At 57.9% G+C, this 18,408-nt stretch carries 16 protein-coding genes; 8 read left to right on the top strand and 8 right to left on the bottom strand.

The annotated features are described in order from the left end of the window. Positions 1-91: 91 nt before the first annotated feature. The 3 genes from JXR15_RS02535 to JXR15_RS02525 all read right to left on the bottom strand — a co-directional run bounded on the left by JXR15_RS02535 (position 92) and on the right by JXR15_RS02525 (position 3,681). On the bottom strand, positions 92-1,552 hold the full coding sequence (locus tag JXR15_RS02535) for a PLP-dependent aminotransferase family protein (RefSeq protein ID WP_422051667.1): 1,461 nt from the start codon (positions 1,550-1,552) through the stop codon (positions 92-94). A gap of 44 nt (positions 1,553-1,596) precedes the next feature. Then, positions 1,597-2,181, bottom strand: a complete 585-nt coding sequence (locus JXR15_RS02530) for a GNAT family N-acetyltransferase (protein WP_422051666.1) — start codon at positions 2,179-2,181, stop codon at positions 1,597-1,599. Between the two features lie 99 nt (positions 2,182-2,280). Then, positions 2,281-3,681 carry an aspartate aminotransferase family protein gene (locus JXR15_RS02525; RefSeq protein ID WP_422051665.1) on the bottom strand — a complete coding sequence of 467 codons (1,401 nt, stop codon included), beginning with the start codon at positions 3,679-3,681 and terminating at the stop codon, positions 2,281-2,283. Between the two features lie 404 nt (positions 3,682-4,085). Here JXR15_RS02525 and JXR15_RS02520 point away from each other — a divergent pair, with 404 nt between their 5' ends. From JXR15_RS02520 to JXR15_RS02505, 4 genes are all read left to right on the top strand, one after another. After that, positions 4,086-5,084, top strand: a complete 999-nt coding sequence (locus JXR15_RS02520; RefSeq protein ID WP_422051664.1) for an ABC transporter substrate-binding protein — start codon at positions 4,086-4,088, stop codon at positions 5,082-5,084. Between the two features lie 124 nt (positions 5,085-5,208). Further along, a complete protein-coding gene (locus JXR15_RS02515; protein ID WP_422051663.1) occupies positions 5,209-6,045 on the top strand; it encodes an ABC transporter ATP-binding protein in 837 nt (278 codons plus the stop codon). Position 6,046: 1 nt separating this feature from the next. Then, the gene (locus JXR15_RS02510) at positions 6,047-7,384 is read left to right on the top strand and encodes an ABC transporter permease (RefSeq protein ID WP_422051662.1); all 1,338 of its coding nucleotides are present in this window, start codon (positions 6,047-6,049) and stop codon (positions 7,382-7,384) included. 356 nt (positions 7,385-7,740) lie between these two features. Continuing rightward, positions 7,741-9,060, top strand: a complete 1,320-nt coding sequence (locus JXR15_RS02505; protein ID WP_422052235.1) for a DEAD/DEAH box helicase — start codon at positions 7,741-7,743, stop codon at positions 9,058-9,060. Between the two features lie 66 nt (positions 9,061-9,126). On the opposite strand, the gene JXR15_RS02500 is transcribed toward JXR15_RS02505, so the two are convergent. Next, on the bottom strand, positions 9,127-10,554 hold the full coding sequence (locus tag JXR15_RS02500; protein WP_422051661.1) for an aldehyde dehydrogenase family protein: 1,428 nt from the start codon (positions 10,552-10,554) through the stop codon (positions 9,127-9,129). Between the two features lie 256 nt (positions 10,555-10,810). On the opposite strand from JXR15_RS02500, the gene JXR15_RS02495 reads away from it, so the two are divergent. Further along, complete coding sequence (locus JXR15_RS02495; protein WP_422051660.1) at positions 10,811-11,464, top strand: peroxiredoxin; 654 nt, start codon at positions 10,811-10,813, stop codon at positions 11,462-11,464. Positions 11,465-11,474: 10 nt separating this feature from the next. Here the strand turns inward: JXR15_RS02495 and JXR15_RS02490 are convergent, their stop codons facing one another. Continuing rightward, complete coding sequence (locus JXR15_RS02490; RefSeq protein ID WP_422051659.1) at positions 11,475-11,648, bottom strand: hypothetical protein; 174 nt, start codon at positions 11,646-11,648, stop codon at positions 11,475-11,477. Here JXR15_RS02490 and JXR15_RS02485 point away from each other — a divergent pair. Next, entirely contained in the window at positions 11,647-11,946 is a 300-nt protein-coding gene (locus JXR15_RS02485) for a hypothetical protein (RefSeq protein WP_422051658.1), read from the top strand. The genes JXR15_RS02490 and JXR15_RS02485 overlap by 2 nt on opposite strands. Next, positions 11,943-13,532, top strand: coding sequence for a methyl-accepting chemotaxis protein (locus JXR15_RS02480; RefSeq protein WP_422051657.1), 1,590 nt, complete (start codon positions 11,943-11,945; stop codon positions 13,530-13,532). Before JXR15_RS02485 ends, JXR15_RS02480 begins: the two co-directional genes overlap by 4 nt. Positions 13,533-13,601: 69 nt before the next feature. Here JXR15_RS02480 and JXR15_RS02475 read toward each other — a convergent pair whose 3' ends face one another. From JXR15_RS02475 to deoC, 3 genes are read right to left on the bottom strand one after another with little or no spacing between them, the layout of a single operon-like run. Beyond that, positions 13,602-15,947 carry an aldehyde dehydrogenase family protein gene (locus JXR15_RS02475; protein ID WP_422051656.1) on the bottom strand — a complete coding sequence of 782 codons (2,346 nt, stop codon included), beginning with the start codon at positions 15,945-15,947 and terminating at the stop codon, positions 13,602-13,604. 11 nt (positions 15,948-15,958) lie between these two features. After that, positions 15,959-16,252, bottom strand: coding sequence for a hypothetical protein (locus JXR15_RS02470; protein WP_422051655.1), 294 nt, complete (start codon positions 16,250-16,252; stop codon positions 15,959-15,961). A 10-nt stretch (positions 16,253-16,262) separates the two neighbouring features. Beyond that, positions 16,263-17,255: a deoxyribose-phosphate aldolase gene (deoC, locus tag JXR15_RS02465; RefSeq protein WP_422051654.1), complete on the bottom strand. Its 993-nt coding sequence runs from the start codon at positions 17,253-17,255 to the stop codon at positions 16,263-16,265. A 189-nt stretch (positions 17,256-17,444) separates the two neighbouring features. Here deoC and JXR15_RS02460 point away from each other — a divergent pair, with 189 nt between their 5' ends. Continuing rightward, a complete protein-coding gene (locus JXR15_RS02460; protein WP_422051653.1) occupies positions 17,445-18,407 on the top strand; it encodes a metal ABC transporter solute-binding protein, Zn/Mn family in 963 nt (320 codons plus the stop codon). The last annotated feature ends 1 nt before the right edge of the window (position 18,408 follow it).

Here is an 18,408-nt window from a genome sequence, read left to right as displayed (position 1 = left end):
GACTCTTTCGGTAGGCGTTCCTTTTGCAAGGAAAGTACGAACTGCGGCAATCTGACGTTAGGGCCAGATGGATTGGCCGAATGTGTCCAGTTTAGCTGTGTCCAAGCGTGCGGGCGATGCGGGCCACACCTTCGGGGATACGTTCGGAAGGAATCGAGGAATAGCCAAGGCGGTAGAAGTTCTTTGGCGGTGTTTCATTGGTGAAGAACGAATGGCCCGGTTCGATGAGAACGCCCTCGGATTTGAGCTCTTCTGCCAGGATTTCGGTGTCGACGTTTGCGCCGGCCTGCATCCAAAAGGATGAGCCGCCGAAGGCGCCTTTTCCGGCAACGGTCAGGCCTGATTGATCAATGGCGTCCTGCATGACGGCGCGGCGGGCCTTGAGGGCCTCGCGGATGCGGCGGATGAGGGCGTCGTAGTGGCCCAGCGAAAGGAAATAGGCGGCGGTGCGCTGAATGTGGCCGGGGGGGTGGCGAATGACAGAGGCGCGCAGGGCGCGGGCCTCGCGAATGAAGGCTTCCGAGCCGACGAGATACCCAAGGCGCAGGCCAGGAAACAGCGATTTTGAGAAGCTTCCGACATAAATCACGCGGCCTTCTGTATCGAGCGATTTCAAGGCCGGAGAGGGCGCGTCCAAAAAGGACATTTCAAACTCGTAGTCATCTTCGACCACCAGCGCGTCAATCTCACGGGCGCGTTCCAGCAATGCGTGACGGCGGGCCATCGGCATGGTGGCCGTTGTAGGGCATTGGTGGCTAGGCGTGGTGAAGATAACGTCAGCTTCGGACCGGATCAGCGCGGGGTTAAGTCCATCGCGGTCCACGTTGATGGCGTCCACATGACAGCGGGATTGGTTCAGGATGTCGCGCAAGGCGTGGTAGCAGGGGTTTTCGATGGCGGCGGTGCGACGCTGTGTGAGCAGGATTTGCGCGGCAATCCAGAGCGCGTTTTGAGCGCCTAGTGTGATCAGGATTTCTTCGGGGCGGGCGATGATGCCGCGGCGCGGGAGCGTGTTGCGCGCAATGAATTCGACAAGTTCTGGATCATCCTGGTCGTAGTAATCAGAGGTGAGTGCAGTGAAGTCTTTTTGCCCCAAGGCCTGCAGCGCGCACAGCCGCCAATTGGCGTGGTCAAACAGGCTGGGATCGGTTTGCCCGTAAACAAAGGGATAACGGTAGTTGGCCCAATCCTTGGGTTTGTTCGGTGTGTCGCCGCCTGTGAAGCGACGCCCCAAGGCGCGGGTCCAATCGATGCGGTCTTCACGGGGTTTGGGCGGATCAAAGGATGGCGGGACCGGCGCGTTTTCACTGACATAGTAGCCGGAGCGGCCACGCGAGGTCAGGTAATCGTTGGCCAACAGTTCAGTGTAGGCGAGTGTGACCGTGATGCGAGACACGCCGAGGTGGGTGGCCAATTTGCGTGACGACGGTAGTTTTTCGCCGCGACGGAAGCGGCCGGACAGGATGCCTTCGGCGATCAATTGCTGGATTTGCGCCTGTAGCGTGCCTTGAAAGCCGGGCGCGAGGAAGAAGGTTTCGACAGATATGGCCATTGGGGGAGGCTATACTGGACTTATTGCGGCTGTAAACTGGACTTTCACAATTGGGCCATGCGCGCCAGTTTGTGCTCAAGATTTGCGCACATGGCCGGCCATTCGTGTTGGCAAATCGAATAGACGGCAGTGTCGCGCAACGTGCCGTTGGCCATGATCATGTGATTGCGCAGAACGCCGTCGAACTTCGCGCCGAGACGTTCAATTGCACGACGCGATTGTTGGTTCAGAAAGTGAGTGCGGAACTCTACGGCGATGCAGTCCAGATCCTCAAAGGCGTGGCGCAGCATCAGCAGTTTGCATTCTGTGTTCATCGGGCTGCGCTGGACCGAAGTGCGATACCAAGTTGACCCGATTTCCACCCGCCGGTTGGCTGCGTCGGCGTTCATGTAGGTGGTCATTCCCACAGCTTTGCCTGTTGGGTCGAGAATGGCAAAGGGTGTCATGCCGGGCGTGGCGTTCCGCGCATCAATGTTGGCGGGGACATCTTTTGGTGCGGGCACCATTGTGTACCACAGCGCGGAGAGATCCCCATCAGCGGAGGCTTCGGCCAAGTCGTTGGCGTGATCCTGTGACAGAGGCGTCAATGACACATGAGTGCCGGTCAATGAGATTGGGGCGGGCCACATGGATTTCCCTTTCACAAAAGCAAGCGCCACCCGCCCCGTGGGGCAAGCGGCGCGGGGTGACGGCGGGAGGACACCGTCACCTGACGTTGCAGTTTTGTTTTAGCCAAACACTTTGGTCAGCGCGTTGTCGACCGCATTGGTGATGGCGTCGATGTCATCTGCGGTGGCGATCAGTGCCGGAGAGAAAGCGATCACGTTGTTGCGGCCCGGCACCGAGCGGTTGGCCGCACCGATGATCACACCCTGTGCACCGCAATCGCCAACAATGGCGGCGATGTCGGCTTCGTCCACAGGTTCCTTGGTCTCGCGGTCTTTTACAAGCTCACAGCCAAGGAACAGTCCTTTGCCGCGCACGTCGCCGATGACCTCGTGCTTCTCCATCAGAGCTTGAAGGTTGCCCATCATGCGCTCGCCCATGGCGGTGCAATTTTCCAGCAGGCCTTCTTCTTCAATGATCGCCATGTTTTCCAGCGCTGCGGCAGGGCCGGCGGTGCAGCCGCCAAACGTGGAGATGTCGCGGAAGTGATCCAGCTTGTCAGACGGGTCAGACTTGAACATCTCGAAGACTTCTTCGGTGGTGACCATGCAGGAGATCGCTGCGTAGCCGGAGGCCACACCTTTGGCCATGGTCACGAAGTCAGGTTTGATGCCGTAGTGCTGATAGCCAAACCATTCGGTGCCGGTGCGGCCAATGCCACACACCACTTCGTCGATATGCAGCAGGATGTTGTACTGTTTGCAGATCTCCTGCACGCGGTCCCAGTAGCCTTCGGGTGGGGTGATCACACCACCGCCTGCGGTCACGGGCTCAAGGCAGAGGGCGCCGACGGTGTCTGCGCCTTCACGCAGAATCACCTCTTCGATCTGATTTGCAGCAGCGATTCCGAACTCCCGTCCAGACAGATGGCCGAGCCCCAACTCGTCTTTGCGGTACTCCATGCAATGTGGCACACGCACGAAGTCTGGCGCGAACGGGCCGTATTGCATGTTGCGTTCGTCCTGTCCCCCGGCGGACATCGCGGCCAAGGTGGAGCCGTGGTAGTCGCGGTCGCGGTAGAGAATTTTGGTTTTCTTGCCGCCGTACTTCTTATGGGCAATCTGGCGGATCAGTTTGAAAGCTTTCTCATTCGCTTCTGAGCCGGAGTTGCAGTAGTATACGCGGCTCATGCCGGGCATTTTTTCAATCAGCTTCTCAGCATAGAGCGCACCTGGCACGTTGCCTGCGGCGTTGGCGAAGTAGCACATCTTCATCAGGTTGGCGTGCACAGCATTGGCAATGCGCTCGCGGCCATAGCCGACGTTTACGGTCCAGACTGCGCCTGAGACAGCGTCGATGTACTCTTTGCCGTTTTGGTCCCACACGCGCATACCTTTGCCCTCGATGATGATGCGAGGATCGTTTGTTTCGAACGGCTTGTGCTGCACCAGATGATGCCAGACGTGGGCTTTGTCTGCGTTCACGACATGGCTGAGGTCGTTGTCTTTCAATGTGCCATCCATGGCGCGAGTCTCCCTAGTGTTTAATCTGCTTTGGGTTGTTTGCTGGGTGCGAATTGCGCCCGTAGTGGTGATTTCCAATCCATCCTCGCGACTTTTTCAAGCAGGTTTATAGGGCCAGAAGATTTGCCTGTGTAAGGCCAGTATCCTGACGGCCTGCGCCATAAAAGTGGTGGGTATGGCTTCAAAGCCCTAATTTATAACGATTTATACCAAGTGGTCAAATTTTTTTGCATGGGTAAAAACACAGGTTCGTGACGGTGAATTGCTGAAAAAAACATTGATCGGTGCCGAAATTTCCGCTCCCCTCAGGGAGGACGCGCATTGCCGGTGATCAAAAAAGAGGCTCAAGGCCCGACGACCCCGGTACGATTTTCGCGCCAGAATCGACAACGGGAGAAATAATTATGAGCTTGAAAACGACGCTGATGGGCGCGGCGGCCTCGACCGCTATGTTGCTGGGAGCGCAGGCGGCAATGGCCGATGAGATAACGGTTGCCTACTTCCTGGAATGGCCAATGCCGTTCCAATACGCCAAGCAGACCGGCATGTATGAAGAAGCCATGGGCACCAAAATCAATTGGGTGAGCTTTGACACCGGCACCGCGATGAGCGCAGCCATGGCCTCGGGAGACGTGCAGATTTCCGTGAGCCAGGGTGTGCCACCGTTTGTGGTTGCGGCCTCCGCGGGTCAGGACATCCAAATTGTGGATGTGGCTGTTAGCTATTCCGACAACGACAACTGTGTTGTGGCAGCCGGTCTGGAGATCGACAAAGACAGCGCGGGTGAGCTGGCCGGCAAGAAAGTGGCGGTGCCTTTGGGCACAGCGGCGCACTATGGTTTCCTGAGCCAAATGAACCACTTCGGTGTGGATGTGGCCTCCATGGAAGTGGTGGACATGGCGCCTGCGGAAGGTGCTGCGGCGCTGGCACAGGGATCGCTGGACATGGCCTGTGGTTGGGGTGGCGCGCTGCGTCGCATGACCGAGCATGGCAACGTGCTTTTGACCGGAGCGGAGAAAGAAGAGCTCGGCATTCTGGTGTTTGACGCCACCACAGCGCCCGCCTCATATATTGCCGAAGAAGGCGAGATGTTGGCCAAGTTCCTCGCCGTGACAGCCGAAGCCAACGCCATGTGGGCAGACAAAGACAATCAGGCGAAAATGCTGCCTGTGATTGCCAAAGATGCAGGCATGACAGAGGAAGATACAGCCTCCACACTTGCGACCTTCAAATTCCCAACCGTGGATGAGCAGCTCAGCGGCTCCTGGCTGGGTGGAACGGCGCAGGACTTCATGAAAGGTGTTGCGGGCGTGTTTGTTGGCGCGGGGTCGATCCCAAGCGCATTGGACAGCTATGACGGCGCGGTAAACACCGGCCCGCTGGATGCTGCTAAAGGCATGTAAGATCTAAAGAATGACAAAGCCTGCGCCTTTGGGTGTGGGCTTTGTTTTCAATGACTTCCCAATGAGAACAGGCGGGATAACCGCCGTGCGTCGCGGGGGCGATGCCCAACGTCAGATAGGGACCATGAGTGTAACATCAGAAAAAGACACGTCGGACCGGGGTTTATCCATCGAAAACCTGTCCATGCGCTTTGACCTGCCAAACGGCAGCCACGTGCAGGCGTTAAAGGACGTGAGCCTTGATCTCAAGCAAGGTGAATTGTTGAGCGTGCTGGGGCCTTCGGGCTGCGGCAAAACCACCTTGTTGAACATTGTGGCTGGGTTTTTGGCGCCGACGGAAGGGCGGATCGTGTTGAACGGTCACCAAGTGTTTGGGCCGGATGCTGAGCGTGGCATGGTGTTCCAACAGGGTGCTCTGTTTGAGTGGATGTCTGTGCGCGACAATGTGCGGTTTGGACCTGATATGAAGGGCATGCCCAAGTCGGAGAGCGCCGAGATTGTGGATCATCTACTCGACGTGGTGGGCTTGCAAGACTTCAAGGAAAAGATGGTTTATGAGCTGTCTGGCGGGATGCAGCAGCGTGTGGCGCTGGCGCGATGCTTGGCCAATGATCCGGACGTGATTCTGATGGATGAACCGCTGGGGGCGCTGGACGCGTTGACCCGTGAGAAGATGCAGAGCCTTGTGCTCAAGCTTTGGAAAGAAACCGGCAAGACCATCATTCTGATCACCCACTCGGTGGAAGAGGCGCTTTTACTGGGCGAACGGCTGTTGGTGATGGCGCCACGACCGGGACGTATCCACAAAGAATACCGATTGCCGTTTGCAGATATGGGCGTGGGTGCGGATTTGCGGGAGGTGAAGAAACACCCCGACTATGCGCCAACCCGCGAAGAGATCCTCAACATGATTTGGAACATGGAAGAAGAGATCATGGGCCGCACTGAGGAGAGCGCATAAGATGGGACAGATTTTTGCTGATCTTGGTGGTGAGCTGATAACGCTTTTGATCTCCGTGGTGGGCGCGCTGCCGTATGTGGCCCTTTACGTGGGGCTGATACTTTTGGCCTCTTTCCTCTATACGCAGGTCAAGCATCGCCTTACGGCGGCGCAGGATTACACGTCGCTGAAAACAGTGACATTTGGGGATGAAAGCGCGGTTATCTCCAACAAGGCGGCCTCGGTGATATCCATTGTGCTGATCTTTGTGATTTGGGGCGCCTTTACCGGATCATCGTTGTTGCCCAAATTCCTGCACGCACCTGGGCCTTTTGTCGGGGAAGCAAGCTTCACCTACACTTTGGAAGCCGAAGACGGCCAAAAGGCGGATGCGACGGTCAATGTTCTGGTGCACACAGCAGGCGAAAAACCTGAGGCGCCTGTTGTTGCGGAGAATGACGGGCTTGCCAAAGATGATGCCCTTGTGGTGCAAGCTTACCGGTCAAAACTGCTGCGCTGGGATGCCAATGATGAGGTGACCCGTAAGGGCGGTGCCAAGGTCATTGCTGTGGACGGGCAACCGATTGATCGGGATACCGATGTCGAAGTTGGCTTTGGCCGTGTGGCTTTGACCGACAAAGGCACGCTGAACTTTGAACCTTCCAAAGGCTGGCAGATGGAGAACATCTGGCTGCCCGCACCGGAAAGTGTTTGGAAACGCCTGATTTCGGTGAGCCAGGAGGGATATCAGAACGTCACATTGGCAGAGCACCTGAGCTATTCCTTGTTCCGCGTGATTGTCGGTTTTGCGTTGGGTGCGGCGGTTGGTATTCCGCTGGGGTATGCCATGGGGCTGTCCAATTGGTTCCGTGGTTGGTTTGATCCAATTGTGGAATTCATGCGCCCGGTGCCACCGTTGGCGTTGATTCCGTTGGTGATCATTTGGGCCGGGATTGGCGAACAGGGTAAAATCATCCTGCTGTTCCTTGCTGCACTGTGGATCATGGCGATTGGCGCACGCTCTGGTGTGTCCGGGGTGAACATCACCAAAGTGCACGCAGCCTATTCTTTGGGGGCAAGCAAAAAGCAGATCCTGCGTCATGTGATCATTCCGAACTCATTGCCGGAAATTTTCACCGCAGCGCGGGTTGCGATGGGGGTCTGTTGGGGCACGGTTGTGGCCGCAGAGCTTGTCGCGGCGGAAAAAGGTGTGGGTAAGATGATTGTGGCCGCATCTAAGTTTCAGGACACCGACATCGTTTTGATGGGCATTATCCTCATCGGGATCATCGGCTTTGGCATCGATATGTTGATGCGCTGGGCCGAGAAATATCTGGTGCCCTGGAAAGGCAGAGCTTGATCTCGCAGGGCGGGACAGCCGCAAAATCTAGTAAGAAATGAAATCAGGACCGGTGCAATTGCATCGGTCCTTTTTGCTATGAAGGTTGACTTTGGCAGCGGGCGCTATATGTGGAGCGGGTCGTTGCGCAGCCGCGTGAGCATGCCGCGCCGGGGTTTGTCTTATCCTAAGAGACCTGACGGACGCATCAGCGACACCTCTCGTTCCCATCACGCAGGGTTCCAACGGACAGGCTGGGCGTGCGCAAAATGATTTGCGCCGTGGCGGTGCTGCCGAACCCGATTGCGGCCCCAAACGGGGCCGATGACGTTTTGCTGCGTGGCGCCGAGGGCGTGCGTGGCGTGAAAGGACATTTTGTGTCAACATTCGAACAGCTGGGCCTGTCGTCCACACTGCTAAAGGGCTTGGACAAGGCCGGCTTTGACAAGCCAACTCCGATTCAGGAGAAAGCCATTCCTTTGGCCTTGAAGGGCCATGACATTATGGGGCTGGCCCAGACCGGCACCGGTAAATCGCTGGCCTTTGGGCTGCCAATGATGGATCGGCTTTTGGCGACGCCGGGTCGCCCTTTGCCCAAATCTGTCAAAGCGCTGGTGCTTGCGCCAACCCGTGAGTTGGTCAATCAGATCGCTGACAACCTGCGCCCGATGGTGCAGGGCACGCCGATGAAGGTCATGACCGTGGTCGGTGGACAATCCATCAACCGCCAGATTGGCATGCTGAAGCGCGGCTGTGACATTCTGGTGGCCACGCCGGGCCGGTTGATCGACCTGTTGGATCGCAAAGAGATTGATCTGTCGACCGTGGGCTATCTGGTGCTGGATGAGGCTGACCAGATGCTGGACATGGGCTTCATTCACTCCTTGCGCAAAATTGCGCCGCACTTGGGCACACCGCGTCAAACCATGCTGTTTTCGGCCACGATGCCTAAACAGATGAACGAGTTGAGCCAGAGCTATCTGACGGATCCGAAGCGCGTGGAATGTGCCCCTCCCGGTAAGACCGCGGATAAGATCACCCAGTCGGTGGAATATCACGAAAAGGGCGAGAAGCGCGTTCGATTGCGTGAAATTCTGAATGAAAACAAAGATAAGAGCACGCTGATCTTCTCGCGCACCAAACACGGTGCGGAGCGCATGATGAAGCAGCTGGTGGCCGAGGGCTTCAATGCGGCTTCGATCCACGGCAACAAAAGCCAGGGTCAGCGCGATCGGGCGATCAAGGCCTTTCGCGATGGAGACGTGACCATTTTGGTGGCTACGGATGTGGCGGCGCGGGGCATTGATATTCCGGCGATCTCGCTGGTGATCAACTTTGACCTGCCCAATGTTGCGGAAAGCTATGTGCACCGGATTGGCCGCACCGCGCGGGCCGGGCGGGATGGCCAAGCCATCTCTTTCTGTGCCTCGGATGAGCGCGACTACCTGAAAGACATTGAGAAGCTGATTGGCCGGAAGTTTGATCGGCCTGAATGGGAACCTGCCGAGTCCAGTAAGCAATATGCGCGGGACGCGCGCGCTGCTGCTGGTCAGGGTCAGAAATCCCGTGGCCGCGGTGGAGCAAACGCCGGTGGCAAGCCTGGCGGGAAGCCCGGTGGCAAGCCGGGAGGAAATGCCGGAGGCAAACCCAGTGGCGGGCGTCGTCGGCGCAACCGACCGCGCAAATCCGCCGCTTAAGTCCATAAAAAACAGCCGCAGACGAGGGTCTGCGGCTGTTTCTTTTTCAGGGTAGTGAGGGCGACGTTACGCCATGGGCACGCCGCTGATGGATTTGGTTTCGCAGAACTCTTCCAGCCCCCAAGTGCCGCCCTCGCGGCCGTTGCCAGACTGACCGTAGCCGCCAAAAGGCGAGCCGTTGATACGCGATACGCCGTTGGTTTCCACCATGCCAGAACGGACCTGACGCGCCACACGCAGGCGTTTGTCGTCGTCCTGTGTCTGGATGTAGTTGGTCAGGCCATAGACCGTGTCATTGGCCATTTGCACAGCTTGCTCTTCGCTCTCAAACGGAGAGATTGCCAACACTGGACCGAAGATTTCTTCGCGGTAGATGGTCATATCCGGGGTCACGTCGGCAAAGACGGTTGGACGCACAAAGAAGCCTTTGTTCATGCCTTCCGGACGGCCCAAGCCGCCAGAGACCAAAGTGGCGCCCTCTTTGATGCCGGTCTCAATCAGACCTTGGATCTTGTTGAACTGCAGCTCGGACACCACAGGGCCGATGTGACGGCCGGACTCTGTGGTGGCACCAACTTGGGTTGCGTCCGCTGCGGCTTTGGCTTGGTCCACAGCTTCGGCATAGCGGCTGCTTTCGACCATCATACGGGTTGGCGCGTTACAGGATTGGCCAGAGTTTTGCATGCAGTGGATCACGCCGCGCTTCACGGCTTTCTCGTCTGCGTCGGCAAAGATAATGTTGGCGCCTTTGCCGCCGAGCTCAAGGCTCACACGTTTGAGGGTGTCAGCGGCAGCCTTGGAGATGGCGATGCCTGCGCGGGTAGAGCCGGTGAAGGACACCATGTCCACATCAGGATGTGCGGAGAGCTGGGAGCCGACACCCACACCGTCACCATTGACCATGTTGAAAACGCCCGCGGGGAAGCCGGCTTCGTCCATCATTTCGGTGAAGACAATGGAGGAGAGGGGGGCGATTTCAGATGGCTTTAACACCATGGTGCAACCGACGAGCAGCGCTGGGATGGCCTTCAGGAAGACCTGATTCATCGGCCAGTTCCATGGGGTGATCATGGCGCAGACGCCAATGGGCTCTTTGCGCATGCGGTCCGCGCCCATGGCATATTCAAATTCGAAGTCTTCCAGAGCTTCGAGGAAGCCATCGAGATGCCAGACACCGGCGCCCCATTGGTTGTTTTTGGCCAGATCGGTTGGCGCCCCCATTTCCAGGCGCATGGCCTCAGCCATGTCATCACGGCGGGCCATGTAAATTTCACGCAGCTTTTTGACCTTCGCCACGCGCTCTTCCAAAGGCGTGTCTGCCCAGGCAGGGAATGCGGCGCGGGCCGCAGCCACTGCGGCGTCGGTGTCGGCCTGATCGCCGAGCGAAATCACGGCGCAGGTTTCTTCGGTGGCGGGGTCAATGACAGGCAGGTCATTGGCGGCAACGGGGTCGACCCATTGGCCGTTGATGTAGAATTGGCGTTTCTCGATCATGGTGTTCACTCCCTCTCGATCTTGGCGTCAGTCTGCGCGGCTTAACGGGGAGCCGCAAGTGGGGCGACGCGCGGTCACAAGTAATTTGATCAAATTATTTCTTCCGGTAAAGGGGTGGCGTTCAAAAAAGACAGATGTAGTCTGCGGACAGTCGTTTTGCGACAAAAACCGTTTTTACAGACCGCCCCACCCGCGAGAATTGCCTCGCATTCGTTTGGCAAGGCGGACTGTGCGACCCACAGCGAGGGAGATACCCATGGGCTTGCGAATCAATGATGTTGTGCCAAATTTCACCGCCGAGACGGATCAGGGCACGATTACTTTTCACGACTGGATCGGCGACAGCTGGGCCATTCTGTTCTCTCACCCCAAAGATTTTACACCGGTTTGCACCACTGAGTTTGGCGCCGTGGCGCAGCTTGCTGATGAGTGGCAGGCGCGCGGCACAAAGGTGATTGGTGTGTCCGTGGATGGTGTGGAAGACCACAAAGGCTGGAAGAAAGACATCGAGTCCTATGCAGGCACCGGCGCGGGTTTCCCGATCATTGCTGATGACGGTCTGGTTGTGTCCAAAGCCTTCGACATGCTGCCCGCAGAAGCCTATTTGCCGGATGGTCGTACGCCTGCGGACAGCGCAACTGTGCGTTCTGTGTTCATCATTGGGCCGGACAAGCAGCTGAAACTGTCGATGACCTATCCGATGAACGTGGGTCGCAACTTTGCCGAGGTGCTGCGCGCGTTGGATGGTTTGCAGACTGCGGCAAAAGAGAACGTCGCTACGCCTGCGAACTGGACCCCAGGTGGCGATGTGGTGATTCCGGTTGCGGTGAGCGATGCGGATGCAAAGGCGAAATACGGTGAGTTCACCACGCATTTCCCATACCTGCGCACCACCAAGCTGCCAGGTTAAGTACCCGGTACTAATAACCGGTTTGGACATTTTGAAAGCGCGCTGGGTTTCCCGGCGCGCTTTTCTTTTGGCCGGTGAGCGCGATCTGACGCTTGGTAATTTTGCCGCGCAAACTAATTCCTCCTGCGAAATTAAGCGGCTGGAAACTGTTTTGTCCGAAGAAGGGCAGGATGACCCAACGCATGCAATATCTTCCGGCGATTCTCGCTGTTGTCTTTTGCCTGACCGTGACCCCGGTTTTGGCAATTGTCAGCGCACCTGTGAAAACGGGTGGGCCGGTTTTGATTGTCGCGCGGCCGGGGACAGACCTGACAGAACTGGTTGAGGGCTCTGGCGGCTGGGTGGTGGGCGTAGCGCGTGCACCATTGGCGGTTATGGGAGTGTCAGACGACGATGGATTTGAACAGAGACTGAAACGGAACGGAGCCTGGGCCATTCTGGACGGCGAAGCGCTCTCCTGGCTGTGTGGTGATGCAAAATGATTGAAGATCTGAAATTGACTAAAGCCCGTCAAACGGGCGTGAAAGTTCTAGCTATTGTGGCGGCCGTTCTGGGGGCCACTGCGGCTACAATTGCCTTTCTGCGAAGTGGGCAGTTTGTGATGATTGGCGCTTCAGCTGGCACCTTTGCCGCATTGGCGTTCTATGCCTTCCGGCTCGGTGGAAACCTGGCAGCTCGCTTGAGTGTGACAGTGGCCGTGGTCGGACAGATTGCGCTGATCCTGGCGTCGATGGCAGGTCATGCATGGCAATTGGATGTACACATGGTGTTTTTTGCTGCGTTGGCGATGCTGACATTGATGACTTGCCCGGCGTCTTTGTTGGTGGGGGCAGGCGTAACGGCCGTTCATCACTTGGCATTGACCTTCCTCTGGCCGTCGATGGTGTATCCTTCAGTTGATTTGATGGAGAACGTGGGCCGAACTGTTCTGCACGCAATTGTTGTGATCGCGGAAACGGGCATTCTACTGACTTCAGTCATGACAACGCTGCGTCAGATGAACGAACGCAACAAAGAGCAGGCCGTGCTCTCCGAAACCATGGATGCGTTACAGCTCGAGAAGGCCGGCATAGAGGCACGTGAAAAGGCCCAGGCAGATGTTGTCACGACGTTGCACGAACGTCTAACTCGTATTGCCGATGGCAATCTGGACGCGGCAATCGATAAGCCGTTTGATAAAAGCTACGAGGCGTTGAGGAAGAGCTTTAATGACGCTGTCACGTCGCTGAGCGGCATTATTAACTCTGTGACCTCGGTTTCCAGTCAGATTGAAATTGACAGTCGCGAGCTGTCAGAGGTCTCCAATAGTGTGGCGCACAGCTCAGAGCGGCAAGCCGATGCCTTGCAGGGTGTCACAACGGCTGTGGAAGAGATTGCAGATGCGATGAACGGGGCCGTTGCAAAGGCAAAGTCCACTCAGGAACGGTTTGACAACACTCGCAGCATGACAAGCAGCGGAGCGGAGGTTGTTCGGCAAGCCGTCAGTACAATGGATGAAATTGAGGCCTCCTCTTCGCAGATTGACCACGTTGTGACTCTGATCGAAGATATCGCGTTCCAAACCAACCTTTTGGCGTTGAATGCTGGTGTCGAAGCGGCCCGAGCGGGTGAAGCTGGTGCAGGTTTTGCGATTGTTGCTTCGGAGGTGCGTGAACTGGCGCATCGCTCTGCCGAGGCCGCGCAGAATATCAACAAGCTAATTTCGGAAAGCAACGGACATGTAACCAACGGCGTAGCCTTGGTGCGGCAGGTTGGCGAGGCGCTGGAGGCGATCTTGGGGGATGTGAATCAAGTCTCAGGCAATGTGGCGGAAATCTCCGATGTGTCCTCTGAGCAAGCGCAATCGGTTGAGAAGATCCGTGGCAGCATGCAGACCATTGGCAGCGAGACTCAGGCCAATGCCGCGCGGGCGGAGGAGGCCTCTGCCGCGACATCCAGCCTTGATATGGCGGTCGACCGTTTGGTGACAGCACTGGGCGGGTTCCGCGTCGCGGCAGTGACGCCTGAGACCGGTGACGTTGAGATGTTTGATGACGATGGTGATGATGCCGCCTGGGCCGCCGCCTAAATACTGTATGTCCCGAAAAGAAAAAGCGCCGATGAGGGATCATCGGCGCTTTTTTTGTGATGGATTGGCTTATTCGCCGTAGGGCACCCAGATGTTTTTGATTTCAGTGGCGGCCTGCAGGAAGGTACGGCCTTCGCCTTCGGCGCCCATCCAGTCCCGTGTGAGACCGTTGTTGACCCAGGTTCTTTTCAGGTTGCCTGCGCTGGCGTGTTCGATCTCAGCAGAGACATCGGAGGAGGAGAACGACCACACCGCATCCACATCGAGGTGGCTGGCCAAGGGGGCAGCCAGTTCGGCGTGGGCGCCGGTGAGGATGTTGACCACACCGCCCGGAACGTCGGAGGTTTCTAGTACCTGGTAGAAGTCTGTGGCGGCCAGAGGGAAGGCTTCCGAGGCGACCAGTACGGCGCGGTTGCCCATGGCAATAGCCGGCGCCATGGCGGAGATCAGACCCAGAAGCGGGGCGTCATCCGCACAGAGCGCACCAATCACGCCCACTGGCTCCTTCATCGCAAGGGCCACGCCTCGGATCGGGACACCGTGCGCCTGGCCATCATATTTGTCGGCCCAAGCAGCGTAGGTGAAGAGGCGGCGGATTGAGGTTTCGACCTCTGCGGCGCCGGTCTTTCCGCCGGTCAGAAGGTTCACGCGGGTGGCAAACTCGTCTTTGCGGGCAGAGAGGTTTTCCGCGATGTAGTAGAGGATTTGCGCGCGCAGGTGGCCTGTGGTGCCGGACCAGCCTTTGGCGGCGTGAGCGGCCTCAACGGCGTTGCGCACATCTTTGCGGTTGGCGATCGGGGTCTGGCCGAGCAACGTTCCGTCTTTGCCATAGATGTTCTGGCTGTAACCGCCATCCGGGCGGGCTTGTTTGCCGCCGACGTAGAGTTTGGGCGTCCGGTCCAGCGGGTCACTTGGGCCTTTGTCGCCGGTGAAAGCCTCGACAGGCTTGAGCGCCTTGGGCGCGCCTTTGGGTTTGGTGTAGGCGGATAGCCCTTCCCAGCCCCCTTCGCGGCCGTAGCCGCTTTCACGCACACCGCCAAAGCCGGCGGCCGCGTCAAACAGGTTGGTGGCGTTGACCCAGACCACGCCGGCAACCAGTTTGGGCGCGATGTCCAGAGCGAGGTTCACGTTTTCGGTCCAGAGCGTGGCCGCAAGACCGTAACGGGTGTTGTTGGCCAGCGCGACGGCTTCGGAAGGCGTGCGGAAGGTGGTGGAGACCAGCACAGGCCCGAAGATCTCTTCCTGCATCAGCTTAGACGACGGCGCGAGGCCAGTGATCAGGGTTGGCGGGTAGAAACAGCCCTCGACCGGCATGTCGATGGGGGCTTGATAGGTCTCGCCGTCGGTATTGCCTGCGACCATGTCGGTGATGGTTTGCAGCTGGACTGGATCGACAACAGCACCCACGTCGATGCATTTGTCGAGCGGGTTGCCGATACGCAGTCCGTCCATGCGGGTTTTGAGCTTGCGATAGAACGTCTCTGCAATGCCTTCCTGCACCAGAAGGCGGGAGCCTGCGCAGCAGACTTGCCCCTGGTTAAACCAGATGGCGTCAACCAGACCTTCGATGGCGGAGTCGATGTCGGCGTCTTCAAAGACGATGTATGGGGATTTGCCACCCAACTCCAAAGTCAGCGACTTGCCGGAGCCAGCGGTGGCTTCGCGGATGCGCTTGCCAACGTCAGTCGAACCGGTAAAGGCGACCTTGTTGATGTCTTCGTGCGCGGTGATCATTTCGCCCACCGCGCCGTCACCGGTGACAATGTTGACCACACCTGCTGGCAGGCCTGCTTGCTGACAGATGTCGGCAAAGGCCATGGCTGTTAGGGAGGTGTATTCGGCGGGTTTCAGTACCACGGTGTTGCCCATCGCCAAAGCAGGCGCAACTTTCCACGCCAGCATCAACAGCGGGAAGTTCCATGGGATGATCTGACCGCAAACACCGAGCGCTTGGGCGTTGGGCAGTTCCGCTTCCATCAGTTGCGCCATGCCAGCGTGGTAGTAGAAGTGGCGCTGTACCAGCGGAATGTCGATGTCGCGGCTTTCCCGGATCGGTTTGCCGTTGTCGAGCGTCTCCAGAACCGCAAACAGGCGGCTGTGTTTTTGCAGCAGGCGGGCGATGGCGTAGAGGTACTTGGCACGGCCGTGGCCGCCGAGGCCATCCCATTTGACTTGGGCTTTGCGCGCGGCTTTGACGGCGGCGTTGACTTCGTCTTGAGACGCCTGAGTCAGGTCCGCAAGGGTTTCGCCGTTGGCCGGGTTCTTGGACTGAAAGTCCTTGCGTGGTGTGGTCCAGTCGCCGTCGATGAAATGGCCAAAGGCCGCGCCTTGATCGACAATCCAGGCCAGCGCATCTGCGGCGCTTTCGGGGGCGGGGCCGTAGTCCATGGTGTCAAAAATCTCTTTAACGGTCATTTGTCTTCCCCTTACGAGGTTATCTTGTGAAGCGCGGCCTGAAGGTCTTCGGCTGGCACTGTTTCGCTGTGTAAAATGCCAGCCATAACGGCCTCGGCAATTTGTGCGGTGGTTTTGTCGAGTAGATCCGGCTGCGTGTGCGCGTGTTCAAAAGCTTCTTGCAGAAAGTCAGCAAGACGGGCTTCCAGCGTGGCGCCAGACAGATGGTCGTCGCAGCGCGCGACCCAGGTCCGTTGGGACCAGACCTTCATACGTAGAAGGTACTGATCCGGCGCAGGGGCTGTGGTGTCTGGGGCGGCGCTCACGGCTCTGTCCTTACGCCATCGCGTGGCGGTAGCTGGCCGAATACTGGCCGGTGACGTGATGCTCGAGCTGGCGTTCGATGTCGCCCAAAAGGGAGGAAGCGCCAAAGCGGAACAGGTCTGGTTGCAGCCAGCGGTCGCCAAGTTCGTCTTTGATCAGTGACAGATACACCAGAGAGTCTTTGGCTTTGGAAATACCACCCGCCGGTTTGTAGCCCACGCGGAAGCCGGTGCGGTCGTAGTAGTCGCGAATGGCACGGATCATCACCAGAGACACTGGCAAAGTGGCGTTGACGCTCTCCTTACCGGTGGAGGTTTTGATGAAGTCGGCGCCGGCCATCATGCAAACAAGTGAAGCGCGGGCGACGTTGCGCAGGGTGCCCAGTTCGCCAGTGGCGAGAATGGCTTTGACGTGGGCATCGCCACAGGCTTCGCGCATCTCTTTCATCTCATCATAGAGCGCCTGCCAGTTGCCTTGCAGTACGTGGCGGCGGGTGATGACGATGTCGATTTCTTCCGCACCCGCTTTTACGCTTTCGCCAATTTCGGCGATGCGCAGGTGGTACGGCGACAGACCTGCCGGGAAGCCGGTGGACACAGCCGCCACAGGAATGCCGCTGCCTTTCAGCGAAGACACGGCGGTTTCGATCATGTCGTGGTAGACACAGACTGCGCCGGTGGTCAGGCCGGTCATGTCCAGCGCTTCCAGAATGTCGGCGCGTACCGGTTGCTTGGCTTTCGCACAGAGACGCTCCACACGGCCTTCGCTGTCATCGCCGGACAGTGTGGTCAGGTCGATCAAGGAGATTGCCTTACACAGCCATGCGGCCTGATAGTCCTTCTTGACCGAGCGGCGGCCCGGCAAGGTCTTGGCACGGCGTTCGATGGCCGAAGTGTTGGCCTGCGCGGTGCGAACCCAATCAAGGTCCAGCGCCATGCCAGGATTGCGCGGTTCCAGCGCGGTGGGCAGTTGATGCCCTTCGGCGGTAATGGTGGGCGTTTGCATCGGTCCATCCTGTTGCGGAAAACAGGGATCAAAATGCCTCAGAAATACTGGCTTTGGCAAGTCGCAGAACGACGCTTCAGCTACTTTTTTGACCATTTAGTCAACTAAAATATGAGAATAAGTCGCAATTGCGTTGACACTACTGCGAATGGTTCTCATATTCAAGTGGAGCAACAGCACAGGTGATCCATGCGATTCTCTCGTCGAGACTTTATTGTGGCAACAGCTGCGGCCAGTTTGGCCAGCGCAACTCCCGCCTTTGCGGGTGGGAAATTGCAGGTTGTGGCCACCACAGGCATGATTGCAGACACTGCGCGGCGCATTGGCGGCGATGCGGTTGAGGTGAAGGGCCTTATGGGGCCGGGTGTGGATCCACATGCCTATCGCCAGACCCGCACGGATATTGTGGCGCTGACCAAAGCCGACTTGGTGTTGTGGCATGGGCTTTATCTTGAGGCGCAGATGGAAGACTTCTTCCACAAGCTGGAAAAGCGCGGCACGGTTGTGGCTGTGACCGATACCATGCCGCGTGATGTGTTGCGTGGGCATGACGACTATGCAGACAAATTTGACCCGCATGTCTGGATGGATCCGCGCCTTTGGGTGTTTGTGACAGAGCGTGTGCGTGACGCGCTGATTGAGAAGAAACCGGAGGCCGAAGCGCAGTTTGTTGCCAATGCAGAGGTCTTCCTGGCGGAGTTGTCTGATCTAAGCGACTATGCGGAGAAATCCCTGACCACAGTGCCGGAAGAGGCCCGTATTCTGCTGACCGCGCATGATGCCTTTGGCTATTTTGGGGCCGCTTATGGCTTCTCGGTTTTGGGGGTGCAGGGCATTTCCACCGAGAGTGAGGCTGGGCTGAATCGGATCAGCAGCCTAGTGGACACATTGATTGAGCGCGACATTCAAGCGGTGTTTGTGGAGAGCTCCGTGTCTGACCGCACGGTGCGGGCGTTGGTTGAAGGCGCGTCGGCCAAAGGCCATGACGTGGCGATTGGTGGCGAGCTGTTCTCGGACGCGATGGGGCCGGATGGCACCTATGAAGGTACTTATGTAGGCATGATTGACCACAATATCACCGTGATCAGCGATGCGCTGGGCGGGGATGTGCCGGAACGCGGCATGACTGGACGCCTGTCGGCGGGATCGTAAG

The sequence above is a fragment of the Shimia sp. genome, from assembly GCF_049116215.1.
GTDB lineage: Bacteria > Pseudomonadota > Alphaproteobacteria > Rhodobacterales > Rhodobacteraceae > Shimia.
The sequence above is the reverse complement of the archived record's forward strand: the minus strand, read 5'-3'. Positions and strand labels throughout refer to the sequence as shown.